The sequence below is a fragment of the Pseudomonas sp. GW821-FHT07G06 genome, from assembly GCF_058986625.1.
In genome coordinates this window covers 269208-287375 of the sequence record NZ_JBYSVW010000002.1, presented here as the reverse complement: position 1 = coordinate 287375, position 18168 = coordinate 269208, and the positions used below count along the sequence as shown (strand labels likewise).

Here is an 18168-nt window from a genome sequence, read left to right as displayed (position 1 = left end):
GAGTGGCGCGCATTATCCCGGTGCCGGGAACCTGTAGCAAATGCTGGTTACATTTTGCTCAGCAAGACTCAGCGGCTGGCTCGCAAAAACTGAGCGATTGGTAATTATTCACACAATCACTGCTCCGTCTGTCGGTTCCTGCGTCAAACCATCGTGCCGTTCACGGCTTTTCATGCATGAGAAGGCAACTGACTGTGTAGTCCCTGTGCCGACAAGGTAGCGAAGCAACGCCGTGCACCACTACACTCGGTCATTCTTTGATACACGGGGGTTTTGACATGCGGCGCGTGGTGTTCAATCAGAAGGGTGGCGTTGGCAAGTCCAGCATTGCCTGCAATCTGGCGGCGGTCAGTGCCAGCGAGGGTTTTCGCACCTTGTTGGTGGACCTCGATGCCCAGGCCAACTCCACTCAGTACCTGACGGGGCTCACGGGTAGCGACATCCCGATGGGTATCGCCGATTTCTTCAAGCAGACGCTGTCTTCCGGGCCGTTCTCCAAAAAGAATCAGGTCGACATCTACGAAACCCCCTTCGATAACCTCCACGTCATTACCGCCACCGCCGAACTGGCGGACTTGCAGCCAAAGCTTGAAGCCAAGCACAAGATCAACAAGCTGCGTAAGTTGCTTGAGGAACTGAGCGAAGACTACGACCGGATTTACCTCGATACGCCGCCAGCGCTGAATTTTTATGCGGTTTCTGCATTGATTGCCGCCGATCGTGTGTTGATTCCCTTCGATTGCGACAGTTTTTCACGCCAGGCACTCTACGGCCTGATGGCGGAAATCGAAGAGTTGAAGGACGACCATAACGAAGGCCTGGAAGTCGAAGGCATCGTCGTCAACCAGTTCCAGGCCCGCGCCAGCCTGCCCCAGCAAATCCTCGACGAACTGATCGCCGAAGGCCTGCCGGTGTTGCCGGTGTACCTGGCCAGCTCGGTACGCATGCGCGAATCCCACCAGGCCAACACGCCGCTGATCCATCTCGACCCGCGGCACAAGCTGACCCAGCAGTTTGTCGAATTGCACAGCCTGCTGGAAAACGCATGATCTTCCAGGCGAAACAAAACACTGTGGGAGCGAGCTTGCTCGCGATAGCGGACTGACAGTCAACATTATCTTCGACTGACACATCGTCATCGCGAGCAAGCTCGCTCCCACAGGGTCTGTGTTGCTTCAGATGCCCTGGCTACGCAACCAGCTCATCAATTGCGGCAACGGGAAAGCCCCGCTCTGCCGGGCGACCTCCCGGCCGTTCTTGAACAGGATCAGGCTCGGGATCGAGCGAATCCCCAACTGCGCCGACAACTGCTGGTTCGCCTCGCTGTCCAGCTTGGCCAACCGGCACTTGCCCTCCAGTTGCCCGGCCGCCTGCTCGAACACCGGTGCAAACGACTTGCACGGCCCGCACCAGTCCGCCCACACGTCCACCAGCAGCGGCAGATCGCCCTTGATCTGGCTGGCGTAGTCGCCTTGTTTCAATTCAAACGGCTTGTTCAGCAGAACGTCGGCCTTGCAGCGTCCGCATTTCGGGTGGTCATTGAGGCGCTCGGCGGGGATGCGGTTGAGGCCGTTGCAGTGGGGGCAGGGGATGAGGAGTGGGTCGGTCATGAGCAAGGTCCAATGGGGAGCTGATAACACCTAGTTGGAGACGTTTGCTCATGTTTTCAATCGTGCAGCGGCGTGCGGTGAATCCAGGCTTGAGTCTTGCCGAGCCAGACCGCTTGTCTGTAGAGCATTATCGCAACTTGCGATATTTTCGATCTGAGATTAACTTTCCATAGCAAAATGCGATAAGGATGTTGCATGCGAGTGCGATAACAGCATCGATAATTCGACATCAAGCACGTGCTGGACCACCGCGAATATGATCGCGGTAAATGGAAGGAGGAAAGAGCATGAGTGTCCTGATCGAAAGAGCTGCCGAGCATTGGGAGTTCGTCTCGCCGTTGCTTCGAAAACCGAAAAGCGAAGACGACTATGACCTGTTGGCGCAGGCGCTGGACGAGTTGCTCGAGATGACCGGCGACGATGAGTCTCACCCGTTGATGAGTCTGGTAGACATCATTGGTGACTGGATTGAAGAATGGGATCACAAGCATCACCCAATGCCGAAGCCCAGCGGAGTCGAGGTTCTTGGCTACTTGATGCGCGAACACGGCTTGAGCCAGAGCGACTTGCCTGGCGTCGGCCCTCAGTCGGTCGTTTCCGAGATCCTGAGCGGCAAGCGCCAGCTCAACCTGCGGCAGATCCGCTGGTTGGCCAAGCGATTCAATGTGCCAGTAGACGTTTTTATCTGACCCGCCTCACGACGAACAACTGATCTCCAGATGCTTGCCCCATTCCGGCGGCCTCTCTGCGTAGCTTTCCATCCCCGGTTGTTCCTCGAACGGATTGCTCAGCACCGCGTGCAGTCGTCGAACTTCTGAATAGTCGCCGCTCTCTGCCGCATCGATGGCCTTTTGCGCCAGATAATTGCGCAGGATGTACAGCGGGTTGACCGCGTGCATCCGCTGGCGGCGCTGCGCTTGATCAAGCGCGCCTTCACGGGCGACCCGGGCGACGTAGAGTTCGCCCCAGGCATCAAAGCCCTTGAGGTCGACGAAGTCGTCGCGCAAGCGGGTGATGGCCAGCTCCGGTGCCTCATCCCCCAGACGACGGAAAAACAGGCTGTAGTCGACGCCGCTGTTCTGCATCAGTTGCAGCAGGTTCTCCAGCAGTTTCTGGTCGTCATCCTCCGCCGTGGTCAGGCCGAGACGACGGCGCATCAGGTCCAGGTAATGAGCCTGGAACAGCGGCAGGTAGAGGCCGAGGGTTTCGCGCAGGGCTTCGACGCTGATGAATGGCGTCAGGGCCTGCGCCAAGGCGCTGAGGTTCCACTGGCCAACCGGCACCTGGTTGCTGAAGGAGTAACGGCCCTGGTCGTCGGAGTGGTTGCAGATGAAGTTGGCGTCGAAGTCGTCGAGGAAGGCGAACGGGCCGAAGTCGAATGTAATCCCCAGGATCGACATGTTGTCGGTGTTCATCACTCCGTGGCAGAAGCCATAGGCCTGCCATTTGGCGATCAGTTCGGCGTTGCGCTCGACCACTTCGCGGAACATCGCCAGGTACGGTTCCGGTTGTTCCAGACACTGCGGGAAGTGCATGGCCAGCACGTGATCACCCAGCACTTTCTGCTGCTCGGGGCGTTTGGTGTAGTAGAAGTATTCGAAGTGGCCGAAGCGCACATGGCTTGGCGCCAGGCGCAGGACCATGGCCGCGCGCTCCTGCTTTTCACGCCACACCGGGGTGTCGGAGCCGATCACGCACAGGGCGCGGGTGGTCGGGATATTCAGGGCGTTCAAGGCTTCGGACGCGAGAAACTCGCGGATCGACGAGCGCAGTACCGCCCGGCCATCGCCCATGCGTGAAAACGGTGTCTGGCCGGCGCCCTTGAGGTGCAGGTCCCAGTGTTCGCCGGCCTCGTTGTACACCTCGCCGAGCAACAGGCCGCGACCGTCGCCCAGTTGCGGGTTGTAGGAACCGAACTGGTGCCCGGAATAGACCATCGCCCTGGGGATCGCGTCGGCCCAGAGCTTGTGGCCGCTGAACAGTTCGGCGAACTCCGGGGTTTCGGCCTCGGCCGGGTCGAGGTCCAGCAGGGCCATGGCGGCGGGGCTGGCCACGACCAGGCGCGGATTATCGATGGGCTCGGGCAGCACATGGGCGGAAAACGCTTCGCCCAGGCGGTCGAAGCGATTATCGAAGGTGAGTTCGTCGAGGGCTTTCAAGGGCCGGCTCCAGCAGAATGTCCGAGCATTCTGCTGGGGAAAGGCCGGTTAGTCGAGTTTGGCGGCGGGCGGTTCTTGCGCCGGCTTGCCGTCGACGATCGGCACGATGGTTTTCGCTTCCGGCTCGATCGGCACCATCTTGTATTCCTGGCCGTGCAGGTTCTTGAGGTAGACCTCCATCTGCCGGAACGAGATGTTGATGTGCTGCTTCTTGAACTCGCGGTTGATGAAGCGGTTGACCTCGTCGAGCACCGGGTTGCGGTCACCGAGGTCGCGCACGTGCATGCGCAACTCGTGGTCGAGGGTGCTTTCGCCGAAATTCAGGAAGTACACATGCGGCTCCGGGTCTTTCAGGACGCGCGGGTTATCCCGTGCAGCCTTGAGCAGCAACTCTTTCACCAGGTCCAGGTCCGAGCCGTAGTCGACGCCGAGCTTGAGGGTCACCCGGGTGATGGTGTCGGTCAGCGACCAGTTGATCAGTTGCCCGGTGATGAACGTCTTGTTCGGGACGATGATGTCCTTGCGGTCGAAGTCGGTGATGGTTGTGGCACGGATGCGGATCTTGCTCACCGTGCCCGACAGGTTGCCGATGGTGATGGTGTCACCGATCCGCACCGGACGTTCGAACAGGATCATGATGCCGGAAATGAAGTTGGCGAAGATTTCCTGCATGCCGAAACCGAGGCCGACCGACAGCGCCGCCACCAGCCATTGCAACTTGTCCCAGCTCACGCCCAGGGTCGACAGCGTCGAGACGAAACCGACGCCGGCGATCACGTACGAGAGCAACGTGGTGGTCGCGTAGGCGCTGCCCTGGGCCAGGTTGAGCTTGGACAGCACGAAGACTTCCAGCAGGCCGGGCAAGTTACGCGCCAGGGCAAAGGTGATGCCGATGATGATCAACGCACCGAGCATGTCGCCGATGCTGATTGGCACCATGCTCATGTTGGCGCCGGTACCGCTGGTGTATTCGTAGAGGGTGATGTTGTCCAGGTACGAGAACACGGTGATCAGGTCGGCCCAGACCCAATACAGCGCCGCCATGAAGCCGCCGAGCAGCGCCAGGCGGATCAGGCGCAGGGATTGTTCGTTGACCTTCTCGATGTCCATGGTCGGCTCTTCGATCACCGTTTCGCCGTCGCCGGCCTCTTTGGCGGCCAGGCGCTTGGCCAGGGCGCGCTGGTAGGCCAGCCGCCGGGCTGCCACGCTGAGGCCGCGCACGAAGGTGGCTTCGATCACCAGCCAGAACATCAGCAGGTACAGGGTATTGATCAAGCGGTCGCTGAGCTTCAGCGCGGTGTAGTAGTAGCCGAAGCACACCGCCACGAACAGCGCGACGGGCAGGGCGGTGAACAGGATTCCCACCAGTTTGCGGAACAGCGAGGCGTTCTCGTGGGTCGGGCTGCTGATGAGCAAGCGGCTGAGCAGCAAGGTCATCAAGGCGTAGCAGATCAGCACCACCGGCATGCCGAGCACGTCATCGGCCAGTGCCGCCGGTTGCAGTTCGGCAACGGCCACTACGGTCACCAGGGCCATGACCACGATGCCGAGGCGGCGGATCCATCTGCGCAGGAACTCCACCTGGGGCTTTTCCCAGCGGAAATGCAGTTCTGCCACGCCACCCGGCGCGAGGATCCGGTAGGCGGTGTAGAACACCAGCCAGGCCCCGGCCATTTGCAGCAGCGCCGCGCCCATATTGGCGTTCTGCCCGCGGGCGTCGATTTGCAGGGCCAGCCCGCACAAGGCGAGGCCCAGGGAAACCGGCATCGCCAGCAGGACGTTGATCAGAATCGCCTGCGGGGTGTGCCACTGGCTATCGCGCTTGAAGTGACCGATGTCCTGGTGAACCTTGTTCAGTCGTGCGTACAGACTTTTGCGCCGCCACAGCAGCGCACCGATCAGCAGTGCCAATGGCAGGAACAGCAGCGGGCGTTGGGTCAAACCGTCGGTCAGCTCGCTCAGGCTTGAAAGTACCGGGAGTGAGTCGAGTTGACGCTGGAGGCGATCCGGCACGCTGTGAATCCACTCCAGGTCCAGCGGCTTGTTGCTGGGAATCCAGAACATCTGCTCATCGAGCGTCGCCCGCAGGCTTTGTGCGGTGCTGAGCAGCTGTTTCTGGTTCAGTTGCAGGGTGATGGATTCATTGAGCACTGCGCTCAGTTCGCGATTGAGCCGCTCGAGCAGGTCGGCGCGGGTGGTGGCCAGTTCCATCAGGCTTTTGCGCAACTGCGGCGTGACTTGCTCGGGGGGCTGGGTCGACAGCAGGTTTTCAACGTAGGTGGTCGGATTGCTCAGCAGTTCCCGTTGCTGGCTGACTTCGAACTGATACAGGCGAATGTCAGCGATCTGGTCGGCCAGGTTGCGGTCGAGCCGCAGGCGCGGCAATGCCTGTTTCTGTTTGTAGAGAATCTTCGAGAGCAGCAGGCTGCCTTTGAGTACGTTGATTTGCTCGTCCAGCGCCGAATCGCTCTGGGTCAGGCTGTCCAGTTGTTGCTTGGTCTGCAGGTTCTGCTGGGTGACTTCGTTGAGGCGGTCGGTGCTTTTGAGCAGGTAGTCCGAGAGCTTCAGGTTGGCCGCGCTTTCGGTGGCCAGCAGGCTGCTGCCGCCGGCTTTCTGCGCTTCGATGGATTGCTGGGTGACCGTTTCCTGGGACAACGCCAGACGCTTCTGGTTGATCAGGGTTTGCAGTTCCTGGATTTCCTTGTCCAGGCGGTCGGATCGCTCCGACAACAGGTCATGCTGGCTGTTGCCGAGGTCTTGCAATTGGGTATTGCCGGCCAGTTCCTGGCGGCGCAGCGGGATCAGGGCGTTCAGCGCTGCCAGTTCGGCATTGAGCTGGTCGCGCTGCTCGGCGCTCAGGGTCTTGCCGGCGTCCTTGCCGTTCTTGAGGATATTGTTGATCTGCTGAATGCGCGTCTGACTGGCGGATATCTCCGCCTGGGCGCGCTCGGGGCGGGTCTGGGCAGTGATGGTCAGGCTGTTGGCATCGCCCAGGGCTTTTTGCAGGTCGCTTTGCTGGGTGGAGCGCTCAGTGAGCATTTGCTCCAGCTGCTGGATCGACTCTTTGGCGAAGCGCTGCGCCACCGGCACCACAGGGCTGGCCTTGAGGCGGGTCAGTTCGCGCTGGTTCTCGATCGTCTGCTTGGGTGCAGAACTCAAGGTTTGCTTGAGCTCGATCAGCTTCTGCTCGTAATCGCGCTTGTTGTTGAGCTGGGTCAGTGTGCCTTGCAGGACGGATTGCAAGGCCTTCTGATCGGCTTCCGGCAGTTTGCGGTCGGCAATCTTGTCCAGGCTCGCTTGCACGGCTTCGCTGGAGGGCGGTTCGGCCGCTTGTACAGCTTGTGAAAAACCAAGGGGGCCGACAGAGAGACTCAAGCCCAGAAGGGCAATGGCGAAAAAGGAGCGCAGGTTAGGCATAAAGACCGGTCAAGCAAGTGAGAGTGGAAGCAGTTTAGAGGAAGAGTCCGGGACCCGGGCGACTTCCTTCGGGGAATCTGACGCCCACTTTGCCGATCTTGTTCCCGTCCATGACCGCCACGGTCCAGATGGTGTTGTTCCATTCCACCTGGTCACCCACCACCGGCGCGCCGCCGACTTTCTGGGCAATGAAGCGACCCAGGGACATGTCCGGATCGATGCCCTCGACCTTCAGCCCATACAGGGCCGCAACCGCGGCCAGCTGGGCGTCTCCTTCGAGTACGAAGTCGCCGAAGAAGCGCAGATCGAGGCCTCGTTGTGGTGCCTGGCTGAAGAGTTTTCCGAGGGCCGGCAGGTTGTGTTCATGGCCGATAACACACAGCAAATCATCGACTTCCAGCACCGTACTACCCGACGGATGGAGCAATTGTTGACCACGAAACAGGGCCGCGATACGGGTGCCTTCGGGCATTTTCAGCTCACGCAGGGGCGAACCGATGCACCATTTTTCCGCGCCGAGGCGATAAACGAACAGCTCCCACTCGCTGGTGACGTGCACTTCCAGGGCCGAGCGCGAGATGGGTGCAGGCTCCGGAGGTACCGTCACCTTCAGCAGCTTGGCGACCCACGGCAGGCTCGTGCCCTGAACCAGCAGCGACACCAGCACGATAAAGAAGGCGAGGTTGAAGTACAGCTGGGCGTTGGGCAGGCCGGCCATCAGCGGGAACACCGCGAGAATGATCGGGACCGCGCCGCGCAAGCCGACCCAGGAAATGAACGCTTTCTCACGACCATGGAATGCTTTGAACGGCAGCAGGCCGACCACCACCGACAGTGGCCGGGCAAACAGAATCATCCACAGCGCCAGGGCCAGTGCCGGCAAGGCAATAGGCAGCAGGTCGTGAGGTGTCACCAACAGCCCCAGCACCAGGAACATGCCGATCTGCGCCAGCCAGGCCATGCCGTCGAGCATATGCAAAATGCCGTGGCGGCTGCGCACCGGACGGTTGCCGATCACCAGGCCGCACAGGTACACGGCAAGGAAGCCGCTGCCGTGCAGGGCGTTGGTCAGGGCAAACACTACGAGGCCGCCGGCGATGACCAGTATCGGATACAGGCCGGTGGCCAGGTTGATGCGGTTGACCAGTTGCAGCATGAGCCAGCCACCGCCCAGGCCAATGACGCCACCGATGCCGAACTCGCGCAGCAGATGGGTCAGCAGGCTCCAGTGCAGGCCGGTCTGGCCGCTGGCGAGCATGTCGATCAGGGTGACGGTGAGGAACACCGCCATCGGGTCGTTACTGCCGGATTCGATTTCCAGGCTGGCGGTTACCCGTTCGTTCAGGCCTTTGCCACCCAACAGCGAGAACACCGCCGCGGCGTCGGTGGAGCCGACGATGGCGCCGATCAGCAGGCCCTGGATCAGGTTCAGGTCGAACAGCCAGGCGGCCGCCATGCCGGTCAGCCCGGTGGTAATCAGCACCCCGACCGTGGCCAATGAGAGCGCCGGCCATAACGCCACGCGGAAACTCGAGACCCGGGTACGCAAGCCGCCGTCGAGCAGGATCACCGCCAGTGCGAGGTTGCCGACCAGGTAAGCCGTGGGGTAGTTGTCGAAGATAATGCCGCCGCCATCGACGCCGGCCGCCATGCCGACGGCCAGGATGATCACCAGAATCGGGATGCCGAGGCGCGATGAAAGGGAACTCACCAGAATGCTCGCACCTACCAGCAACGCGCCGATCAAGAACAGGCTGTTGATGGTCGTCGCATTCAAAGGCAGTACTCCAGAAAGCTGAAAGGCGGGCACAAACTGACCATGCAGTCTGCGTGCCAGCGATTCTAACCTGTTGAAATGTGATGCTGTCAAAAAGGTTTTGCAGATCAAAAGATCGCAGCCTGCGGCAGCTCCTGCACAGACTCGCGTTACATGTAGGAGCTGCCGCAGGCTGCGATCTTTTCGGCATCAGAGCAAAGGCCTCGGCGACGAAGTGCAGGAACCAGTTTGGCCTGCCGCAGTCTTTAAAACTCGCGAGGAAGGTCGCCCGTCAGCAAAATCAAGGCTTTGCGCCTGTATAACCCTGGCATCCACAGTGACTTTTCTTTATCGTACGCGCCCTTTGAAAAAGCCCGGAATATCAAAATGTTGGAAGCATCCCTAAGCCAATTGGAACAACTGGTCAGCGACCTGGTGCAACAGAACCAGACGTTGCTCGGCACCAACCAGACCCTGACTGCAGAACTGGCCCAGGCCAAGGATGAAAACGAAAGCCTGCAACTGAGCCTGATGGAGCAGGAAGAGAAACAAGGCGCCACGGCGGCTCGCATCCAGGCCCTGGTTGAGCGCGTCAGCGCAGGCCCTGTCAGCGCATGAGTTACAACGCCGCAGGGGTAAAAGTCGTCTCGATCCTGGGGGAGGACTATTCGATCAAGGCGCCGGCCGGGGAAGAACAGACCCTGCTGGACGCCGCGATGATGTTGAAGGCAGCCCTGGCCGAAACCAAGAGGAAGTACCCGACGCTGATCGGTGACCGACTGCTGGTGCTGGCGGCGATGAATCTGTGCTCCCAGCAGATTGAAATGCAGAAACAGCACAAGCTCGAACTCGACCGTTACCAAGAGCAAGTCAGCGCCACGGTTGAAGTTATCTCCAAGACGATCAATCAGGCCTGATCGGCTTTGCGCACAACCAAAGAATAGATTGTCGGTTGGTCTGTATACAATCGGCACGGCTGTTGCAGTGTTTCAGCCTCTTATTCTTTGGGGGTGCTCCATGCAGTTCTGGCGACGCAGTATTCAATGGCAGTTGATCCTGAGCATGGGCACCGCCCTTCTGGTCAGTATCCTGATCGTGGTTGGCATTTATACCCTCGTGGTCAACCGTCTCGCCCAGAGCTATCTGGTCGAGCAAGCCTTGCCGTCGAGCATCGAGGCGATGCGCAACGACATCGAGCGGATCCTCGTCCAGCCCCTCACCGCCGCCAAGGACATCGCCAGCAATAGCATGGTGCGCGACTGGTTGGCAGGGGGTGAGGACAGTGCCCAGGCTGGCACATTCACGACCTATCTCGAAGGCATCCGCGCCGAGCACAAGGCCTTTACCGCGATTATTGTCGGCACCGCGTCCAACCACTACTTCACCGAAAAAGGCCTGGACCGGACCCTCAGCCGATCCAATCCGAAAGACGCATGGTTCTACTCGTTTCTCGACAGCAACCAGCCGCGCACCCTCAACATCGATAACGATACGGCCACCGGAGAATTGGCGCTGTTCATCGACTTCAAAGTCGAGCAGGCCGGCAAAGTCGTGGGCGTTGCCGGGCTTGGCCTGAGCATGAAAGAGCTGTCGGAGCTGATTCACAACTTCAGCTTCGGAGAGCGCGGCAAGGTCTATCTCGTGCGTTCCGATGGTTTGATCCAGGTCCATCCCGAGGCGCAATTCAGCGGCAAACGCACCTTGACCGAGCAGATCGGCACTGCGGCGGCGCAAGCGGTGATGAGTCAAAAAGCCGCCACCAGTAGCGGCTTCCAGCGCGACGGCGAAGACTTCCTCGCATTGAGCTTGCCGCTGCGCGATCTCGGCTGGACCCTGGTGGCGGAAGTGCCGCAATCGCAGATCTACGCCGAAGCCCGCCGCGCGATGTGGATGAGCAGCGGCATCGGCCTGGCGGTGGCGCTGGTGTGCCTGTTGCTGGTGGTGTTGCTGGCCCGTGGGCTGGTGCGGCCGATTCGCCAGGTAACAGCGGCGCTGGTGGCCATCGGTAGCGGTGGTGGAGATTTGACCCACCGGTTAGATTCCAGTCGCGCTGATGAGTTGGGTGATCTGGCTCGTGGCTTCAATCGATTCCTGGATAGCCAGCGCGACATGATCGGGGAAGTACTGACCACCAGCGAACGCCTGCGCACCGCTGTCGGCCAGGTGGCGCGGGTGGTGGACAACACCGCCGAACGCTCTGGTCGTCAGCAGGAAATGACCGACATGGTCGCCACCGCTGTTCACGAAATGGGCCTGACCGTTCAGGACATCGCGCAGAACGCCGGCAACGCGGCGTTCGCGTCACAAACTGCCCGTGACGAAGCGATGCAGGCGCGGGAGGTGGTGGGTGGCTCTATCCGCCATATTGAAAGCATGTCCCGGGAAATCGGCGTCGCGGCCACGGCGGTGGCCGAGCTAGCTCATCAAGTGGCGTCCATCGATCAGGTGCTGGCGGTGATTCGCGGGATTTCCGAACAGACCAACCTGCTGGCGCTCAACGCCGCTATCGAAGCGGCGCGCGCTGGCGACATGGGGCGTGGATTCGCCGTGGTGGCCGATGAAGTGCGCACTCTGGCGCGGCGTACGCAATCGTCCACCGATGAAATCCAGCAGATGATCGGCAGCCTCAAGCAAGGCGCGGAGAACGCGGTGTCGTCGATGCATTCCGGGCAAGCTGCGACGGGCACGGGTGTCGAGTCGAGCCAGCGTACCGGCACCTCGTTGACGGCGATCACCGGGCAGGTGGAGCGCATCAGCGATATGAACCATCAGGTGGCGACGGCGACGGAAGAGCAGTCGGCAGTCACCGAGGAAATCAATCGCAACGTGCAGGGCATTTCCGATCTGGCGCGGGCGACCGTGGGAGAGGTCAGGGCTTGTCGTGAGGATTGTCAGACGTTGCAGCGGTTGGCGGATGATCTGGCGCGGCAGATGGGTGGGTTCAAGCTGAGCTGATGTTTCGTTTGTGCCGGCCTCTTCGCGAGCAGGCTCGCTCCCACAGGGAAATGCATTCCAATGTGGGAGCGAGCCTGCTCGCGAATTTCAGCTACGCCACAGATGCGGGATCAGAACCACTCATCCTGCATGCCCAGGCACACATCGTCCCGTGCCTCAAGAATCGCCAGTTCATGGTGGCAACCCGGCACTTCCCACGTCAGGAAGTAGCGGGCCGCCTGCAACTTGCCCTTATAGAAGCTCACATCCGCCGCATTGCCCTTGGCCAGGCCTTCCTCGGCACGAACCGCCTGTTCCAGCCAGCGCCAGCCAATGACGGTGTGCCCGAACACCTTCAGGTACAGCGCCGAGTTCGCCAGGCTGCTATTGACCTTGCCTTGCCCCAAATCCGTCAGCAAACCAATGGTCACCGTTTGCAGGCGCGCCACCAGTTTCTTCAGCGGCTCGCGCAGCGGCGTCAGCGACTCGAACCCCTGGGCACGTTCGGCGGTGTCGGCGATCAGGCGGATCAGTTGCTTCAGCCCCGCGCCACCGTTCTGCGCCAGTTTACGGCCCAACAGGTCCAGCGATTGAATGCCGTGGGTGCCTTCGTGGATCGGGTTCAGGCGGTTGTCGCGATAGTACTGCTCCACCGGGTATTCACGGGTGTAGCCATGGCCGCCGAGGATCTGGATCGCCAGTTCGTTGGCCTTCAGGCAGAACTCCGATGGCCAGGATTTGACGATCGGCGTCAGCAGGTCCAGCAGTTCATGGGCCTGCTTGCGCTCGGCTTCGGTTTCAAGGGTGGTGGTGTCGTCGAACAGTCGCGCCGCGTACAGGCCGAGGTCGAACGAGCCTTCAACGTAGGCTTTCTGCGTCAGCAACATGCGTTTGACGTCGGCGTGCTGAATGATCGCTACCGGCGCAGTGTTCGGGTCCTTGCTGTCCGGCACGCGGCCTTGCGGACGCTCACGGGCGTATTCCAGCGAATACAGGTAGCCGGCGTAGCCGAGCATCACCGCGCCCATGCCGACGCCGATCCGCGCCTCGTTCATCATCTGGAACATGTAGCTCAAGCCCTGGTGTGGCTTGCCCACCAGATAGCCGACACATTCGCCGTTATCGCCGAAATTCAGCGCGGTGGAGGTGGTGCCGCGCCAGCCCATCTTGTGGAACAGGCCGGCCAGCAACACGTCGTTGCGCTGGCCGAGGCTGCCGTCGTCGTTGACCAGAAACTTGGGCACGATGAACAGCGAGATGCCCTTCACCCCGGCGGGTGCGTCCGGCAGCTTGGCCAGCACCATGTGCACGATGTTTTCCGACAGCGGATGATCGCCGCCGGAAATGAAGATCTTGTTGCCCTTGAGGCGATAAGTGCCGTCGGGCGCCGGCTCGGCGCGGGTACGAATATCCGACAGCGACGAACCGGCGTGGGGTTCGGTCAGGGCCATGGTGCCGAAGAAGCGGCCATCGATCATCGGTTGCAGGAAGCGGCGCTTCTGCTCCTCGGTACCGAAGCTTTCGATCAGGTTGGCCGCGCCCATGGTCAGGAACGGATAAGAGGTCGAGGCGGCGTTGGCCGACTGGAAGTGCGAAAAGCAGGCCTGGGACAGCAGCGTAGGAAGTTGCATGCCGCCGGCGTCGAAACTGCGCGCGGCGTTGAGGAAGCCGGCTTCGAGGAAAGCATCCACCGCCGGTTTCACTTCCGGAATCAGGATTGCCTGACCGTTCTCGTAGCGCGGCTCGTTCTCGTCGCCTTTGCGGTTGTGCGGGGCGAAGAATTTCTCGGCGATGCTGCGGGCGGTGCCAATGGCTGCATCGAAGGTTTCGCGATTGTGCTCGGCGAAACGTTCACGCTGGGTCAGGCCCTCGGCATCGAGGACTTCATACAGCTCGAAAGCCAGATTGCGGGAACTGAGCAACGTCTCGGACATGGCGGCCTACCTTTTATTGGGATGGGCCGAGTCTAAGGTTGGGAATAGAGACTGAACAGGATGATTGATAAGGGTGATGTTGGAGCCGCGCAGAAACTTAGCAAACGCCACAAACCACTGTGGGAGCGAGCTTGCTCGCGATGGCGGTAGATCAGTCAATATTAAAGGTGACTGACAGACCGCTATCGCGAGCAAGCTCGCTCCCACAGGGATTGTTGCTGAACCGGGCACCTGTTGCAGGTGCCCGGATTGTCGGGTTTAGCCGATCGTCATCAAGCTCGCATTACCACCCGCCGCCGCCGTGTTGACGCTCAACGCACGCTCGATCACCAAGCGCTCCAGTGCAATGTTGGTCTCGCCCTGCGACAGGCCCTGAACCCCGACAATCGCACCGGCACGCTTGGCAACCTGCTGGCAAACCGCACGCAACTGGTCGGAATGGCCGTGATGCACAACCGCGTCAATCACCACTTCGTCCTTGTTCCAGTCGGAAACCAGCTTGATGCGCGCCTGAATCTCCTTCGGCAGACGTGCGAACAGCGCCTTGGTCAGTTCACCTTCCGGCCACACCGCCGAACCGCCGACAGCCAGTACCGCCGCCAGTTGAGTCAGCAGGTCGCCTTCGACTTCCGCCAGGCACAGCACGTGTTCCCGTGGCAGGATCGCGTAGCTGTTGCGCTCGCCGGTCGGGCCGGCCAGAACGCGGGTGATGCCGCTTTGCGATTGCGCGGCGAACTGCACGCACAGGGTGCTCAGGTCGGCGAACTTGTGGCTGTCGGCCCAGGCTTTCAGGGCGGTCAGCGGCTTGCTCATGGCGTCGCGCAGACGAACGTCCGGTGCTGCGGCGGCATCGCCACGAGCGAAGGATTGTTCGATCGCATCCGCAGGACGGGTCGACAGCAGGCGGTACAGGTACAGCGGGCCACCGGCTTTCGGGCCGGTACCCGACAGGCCTTCGCCGCCGAATGGCTGCACGCCGACCACGGCACCGACGATGTTGCGGTTGACGTAGACGTTACCGGCATTGACGTTGTCGATCACCTTGGCGATGGTCTCGTCGATGCGGGTGTGCACGCCCAGGGTCAGGCCGTAGCCGGAAGCGTTGATCTGGCCGATCAGTTGATCGATGTCCTTGCGCTTGTAGCGAACCACGTGCAGCACCGGGCCGAAGATCTCCCGCTGCAGTTCGTCGAAGCTTTCCAGTTCGATCAGGGTCGGCATCACGAAGGTGCCGCGTTTGACTTCTTCGGCGTCGGCGATGGCCACCTGGTACACGCTGCGACCTTTGTCGCGCATGGCCTGGATGTGCTTCTCGATGCCCGCCTTGGCTTCGGCGTCGATGACCGGGCCGATGTCCACGGACAAACGCTCAGGGTTGCCGAGACGGCTTTCGGCCATCGCACCCTTGAGCATTTCGATGACGCGATCAGCGGAGTCTTCCTGCAGGCACAGGACGCGCAGGGCCGAGCAACGCTGGCCGGCGCTGTCGAACGCCGACGAAACCACGTCGATCACCACTTGTTCGGTCAGTGCCGAAGAGTCGACGATCATCGCGTTCTGGCCACCGGTTTCGGCGATCAGCGGGATCGGACGGCCCTGGCTGTCCAGGCGACCGGCGATGTTGCGTTGCAGCAAGCGCGCGACTTCGGTGGAACCGGTGAACATCACGCCTTTGACGCGATCGTCGCCGACCAGGCCGGCACCGACGGTTTCGCCGCGCCCCGGCAGCAGTTGCAGCACGCCCTCGGGAATGCCGGCTTCGAGCAGCAGGCGCACGGCTTGAGCGGCGACCAGCGGAGTCTGTTCCGCAGGCTTGGCCAGTACCGGGTTACCAGCGGCCAATGCAGCAGCCACCTGGCCACTGAAGATCGCCAGCGGGAAGTTCCACGGGCTGATGCACACCACTGGACCCAGCGGACGGTGGGCGTCGTTGGTGAAGTCGTTGCGTGCCTGCACCGCGTAGTAACGCAGGAAGTCCACAGCCTCGCGGACTTCAGCGATGGCGTTGGCGAAGGTCTTGCCGGCTTCGCGGGCCAGCAGGCCCATCAGCGGCTGGATCTCGGCTTCCATCAGGTCGGCGGCACGCTCCAGGATCGCGGCGCGTTCGGCGGGCGGGGTGGCCTGCCAGATCGGTGCAGCGTTGAGGGCGCACTGGATCGCATTGTCGACGTCTTCGACGGTCGCTTCCTGTACATGGCCGACCACGTCACGCAGATCGGACGGGTTCAGCACGGGAGCCGGGGCTTCGTTGCTGGAGGCGCAGCCGAGTATCGGTGCGGCTTTCCAGTGGTTGTGCGCGGTAGCGAGAAGTGCACAGGACAGCGACGCCAAACGATGTTCGTTGGCCATGTCGATGCCGCTGGAGTTGGCGCGTTCGGCGCCATACAGGTCACGCGGCAGCGGAATGCGCGGGTGCGGCAGGCCGAAACCACCTTCCACGGTTGCCATCTGCTCGATGCTGGCTACCGGATCGGCTACCAGTTCCTGGATCGAAATCGACTGGTCGGCAATACGGTTGACGAACGAGGTGTTCGCGCCGTTTTCCAGCAGGCGACGCACCAGGTAGGCCAGCAGGGTTTCGTGGGTGCCGACCGGCGCGTACACGCGGCACGGACGGTTCAGCTTGCCTTCGGAGACTTTGCCTACAACCTGTTCGTACAGCGGTTCACCCATGCCGTGCAGGCACTGGAACTCGTACTGGCCCGGGTAATAGTTCTGACCGGCGATGTGATAAATGGCCGACAGGGTGTGGGCGTTGTGCGTGGCGAACTGCGGGTAAATGACTTCCGGCACCGACAGCAGCTTGCGCGCGCAAGCGATGTAGGACACGTCGGTGTACACCTTGCGGGTATAGACCGGATAGCCTTCCAGGCCTTCGACCTGGGCGCGCTTGATTTCGCTGTCCCAGTACGCGCCTTTCACCAGGCGGATCATCAGGCGATGACGGCTGCGGCGAGCCAGGTCGATCACGTAGTCGATCACGTACGGGCAACGCTTCTGATAAGCCTGGATCACGAAACCGATGCCGTTCCAGCCGGTCAGTTGCGGCTCGAAGCACAGGCGCTCGAGCAGATCCAGCGACAGCTCGAGGCGGTCGGCTTCTTCGGCGTCGATGTTCAGGCCGATGTCGTATTGCTTGGCCAGCAGGGTCAGCGACAGCAGGCGCGGGTACAGCTCATCCATCACGCGCTCGTACTGGGCGCGGCTGTAACGCGGGTGCAGGGCCGACAGCTTGATGGAAATGCCCGGGCCTTCATAAATCCCGCGGCCGTGGGAGGCTTTGCCGATCGAGTGGATGGCTTGTTCGTACGAGGCCAGGTATTTCTGGGCGTCGTGCTCGGTGAGTGCCGCTTCACCCAGCATGTCGTAGGAATAGCGGAAGCCCTTGGCTTCGAACTTGCTGGCGTTGGCCAGGGCTTCGGCGATGGTTTCGCCGGTCACGAACTGCTCGCCCATCAGGCGCATGGCCATGTCGACGCCCTTGCGGATCATCGGCTCGCCGCTCTTGCCGATGATGCGGCTCAGGGACGAAGTCAGGCCGGCTTCGTTGTGGGTCGACACCAGTTTGCCGGTCAGCAGCAAGCCCCAGGTGGCTGCGTTGACGAACAGCGACGGGCTGTTGCCCAGGTGCGGCTGCCAGTTGCCGGTGCTGATCTTGTCGCGGATCAGGGCGTCACGGGTGCCTTTGTCCGGGATGCGCAGCAGCGCTTCGGCCAGGCACATCAGTGCCACGCCTTCCTGGGACGACAGGGAGAATTCCTGCAGCAGGCCCTGAACGATGCCGGCACGGCCGCCAGCGCTCTTCTGATTGCGCAGTTTTTCAGCAATCGAGGCGGCAAGCTTGTTGGTGGCTTCGGCCATCGGTGCCGGCAGGCGAGCCTGTTCGATCAGCATCGGCACGACTTCCGGCTCAGGGCGGCGGTAGGCGGCGGTGATCGAGGCGCGCAGTACCGACTGCGGCAGGATGCTTTCGGCGAATTCGAGGAAGCACTGGTGGGCGTGATCCAGAGGCGCGTCGACGCTGTCGTCGGAGTCCTTGGTCAAACCGCTCAGCTCGGTCAGGGTTGCACCACCCTCGAGTTTTTCCAGGTAATTGAAGATTGCCTGCTTGATCAACCAGTGCGGCGTGCGATCAATCGAGGTCGCGGCGGCCTTGAGGCGTTCGCGGGTCGGGTCGTCAAGTTTGACCCCAAGGGTGGTGGTAGCCATGTTTTTATCCTCATGTTTGCCACGACTGCGTGGCATCAGCTGGCGGCAAGATTAGCCGTGCGACTGTTGAGGTGCAACCGGGTGCAACCCTTTTTTTGTCGGAATATTACGCAGCTCGTCAGGAAATAAATTCTGGTACGGATGTGCCG

The 18168-nt window shown here is 61.3% G+C and carries 11 protein-coding genes and 1 pseudogene; 6 read left to right on the top strand and 6 right to left on the bottom strand.

What is annotated here, in order from left to right; translation table 11 throughout:
* The first annotated feature begins 278 nt into the window (after positions 1 to 278).
* Positions 279 to 1049 (top strand): ParA family protein, encoded by a 771-nt coding sequence (locus AC3WJW_RS04770; protein WP_007972195.1) that lies wholly within the window; start codon positions 279 to 281, stop codon positions 1047 to 1049.
* A gap of 126 nt (positions 1050 to 1175) precedes the next feature.
* On the opposite strand, the gene trxC is transcribed toward AC3WJW_RS04770, so the two are convergent.
* Complete coding sequence (gene trxC, locus AC3WJW_RS04765; RefSeq protein ID WP_492585401.1) at positions 1176 to 1610, bottom strand: thioredoxin TrxC; 435 nt, start codon at positions 1608 to 1610, stop codon at positions 1176 to 1178.
* Positions 1611 to 1897: 287 nt separating this feature from the next.
* Between trxC and AC3WJW_RS04760 the strand changes: the two genes are divergently transcribed.
* The gene (locus tag AC3WJW_RS04760; protein WP_493725285.1) at positions 1898 to 2299 is read left to right on the top strand and encodes a helix-turn-helix domain-containing protein; all 402 of its coding nucleotides are present in this window, start codon (positions 1898 to 1900) and stop codon (positions 2297 to 2299) included.
* A gap of 6 nt (positions 2300 to 2305) precedes the next feature.
* Here AC3WJW_RS04760 and selO read toward each other — a convergent pair whose 3' ends face one another.
* The 3 genes from selO to AC3WJW_RS04745 are packed head-to-tail and all read right to left on the bottom strand — an operon-like array spanning position 2306 to position 8963.
* Positions 2306 to 3769, bottom strand: a complete 1464-nt coding sequence (gene selO, locus AC3WJW_RS04755; protein ID WP_493725284.1) for a protein adenylyltransferase SelO — start codon at positions 3767 to 3769, stop codon at positions 2306 to 2308.
* Between the two features lie 48 nt (positions 3770 to 3817).
* Positions 3818 to 7186: a mechanosensitive channel MscK gene (gene mscK, locus AC3WJW_RS04750; protein WP_493725283.1), complete on the bottom strand. Its 3369-nt coding sequence runs from the start codon at positions 7184 to 7186 to the stop codon at positions 3818 to 3820.
* A 34-nt stretch (positions 7187 to 7220) separates the two neighbouring features.
* Positions 7221 to 8963: a potassium/proton antiporter gene (locus AC3WJW_RS04745; RefSeq protein WP_102698610.1), complete on the bottom strand. Its 1743-nt coding sequence runs from the start codon at positions 8961 to 8963 to the stop codon at positions 7221 to 7223.
* A gap of 366 nt (positions 8964 to 9329) precedes the next feature.
* Here AC3WJW_RS04745 and AC3WJW_RS04740 point away from each other — a divergent pair, with 366 nt between their 5' ends.
* The 4 genes and pseudogenes from AC3WJW_RS04740 to AC3WJW_RS04725 all read left to right on the top strand — a co-directional run bounded on the left by AC3WJW_RS04740 (position 9330) and on the right by AC3WJW_RS04725 (position 11897).
* Complete coding sequence (locus tag AC3WJW_RS04740; protein ID WP_007971835.1) at positions 9330 to 9560, top strand: hypothetical protein; 231 nt, start codon at positions 9330 to 9332, stop codon at positions 9558 to 9560.
* A complete protein-coding gene (locus AC3WJW_RS04735; protein ID WP_007981180.1) occupies positions 9557 to 9859 on the top strand; it encodes a cell division protein ZapA in 303 nt (100 codons plus the stop codon). Before AC3WJW_RS04740 ends, AC3WJW_RS04735 begins: the two co-directional genes overlap by 4 nt.
* 100 nt (positions 9860 to 9959) lie before the next feature.
* Positions 9960 to 11033: pseudogene (locus AC3WJW_RS04730) on the top strand (HAMP domain-containing protein); the annotation flags it as partial.
* 18 nt (positions 11034 to 11051) lie between these two features.
* Complete coding sequence (locus tag AC3WJW_RS04725; RefSeq protein WP_493725516.1) at positions 11052 to 11897, top strand: methyl-accepting chemotaxis protein; 846 nt, start codon at positions 11052 to 11054, stop codon at positions 11895 to 11897.
* Positions 11898 to 12007: 110 nt separating this feature from the next.
* Here AC3WJW_RS04725 and AC3WJW_RS04720 read toward each other — a convergent pair whose 3' ends face one another.
* Both AC3WJW_RS04720 and putA read right to left on the bottom strand, forming a co-directional pair.
* The gene (locus AC3WJW_RS04720) at positions 12008 to 13810 is read right to left on the bottom strand and encodes an acyl-CoA dehydrogenase (RefSeq protein ID WP_493725282.1); all 1803 of its coding nucleotides are present in this window, start codon (positions 13808 to 13810) and stop codon (positions 12008 to 12010) included.
* 258 nt (positions 13811 to 14068) lie between these two features.
* On the bottom strand, positions 14069 to 18019 hold the full coding sequence (gene putA, locus AC3WJW_RS04715; protein ID WP_493725281.1) for a trifunctional transcriptional regulator/proline dehydrogenase/L-glutamate gamma-semialdehyde dehydrogenase: 3951 nt from the start codon (positions 18017 to 18019) through the stop codon (positions 14069 to 14071).
* Positions 18020 to 18168: the final 149 nt, after the last annotated feature.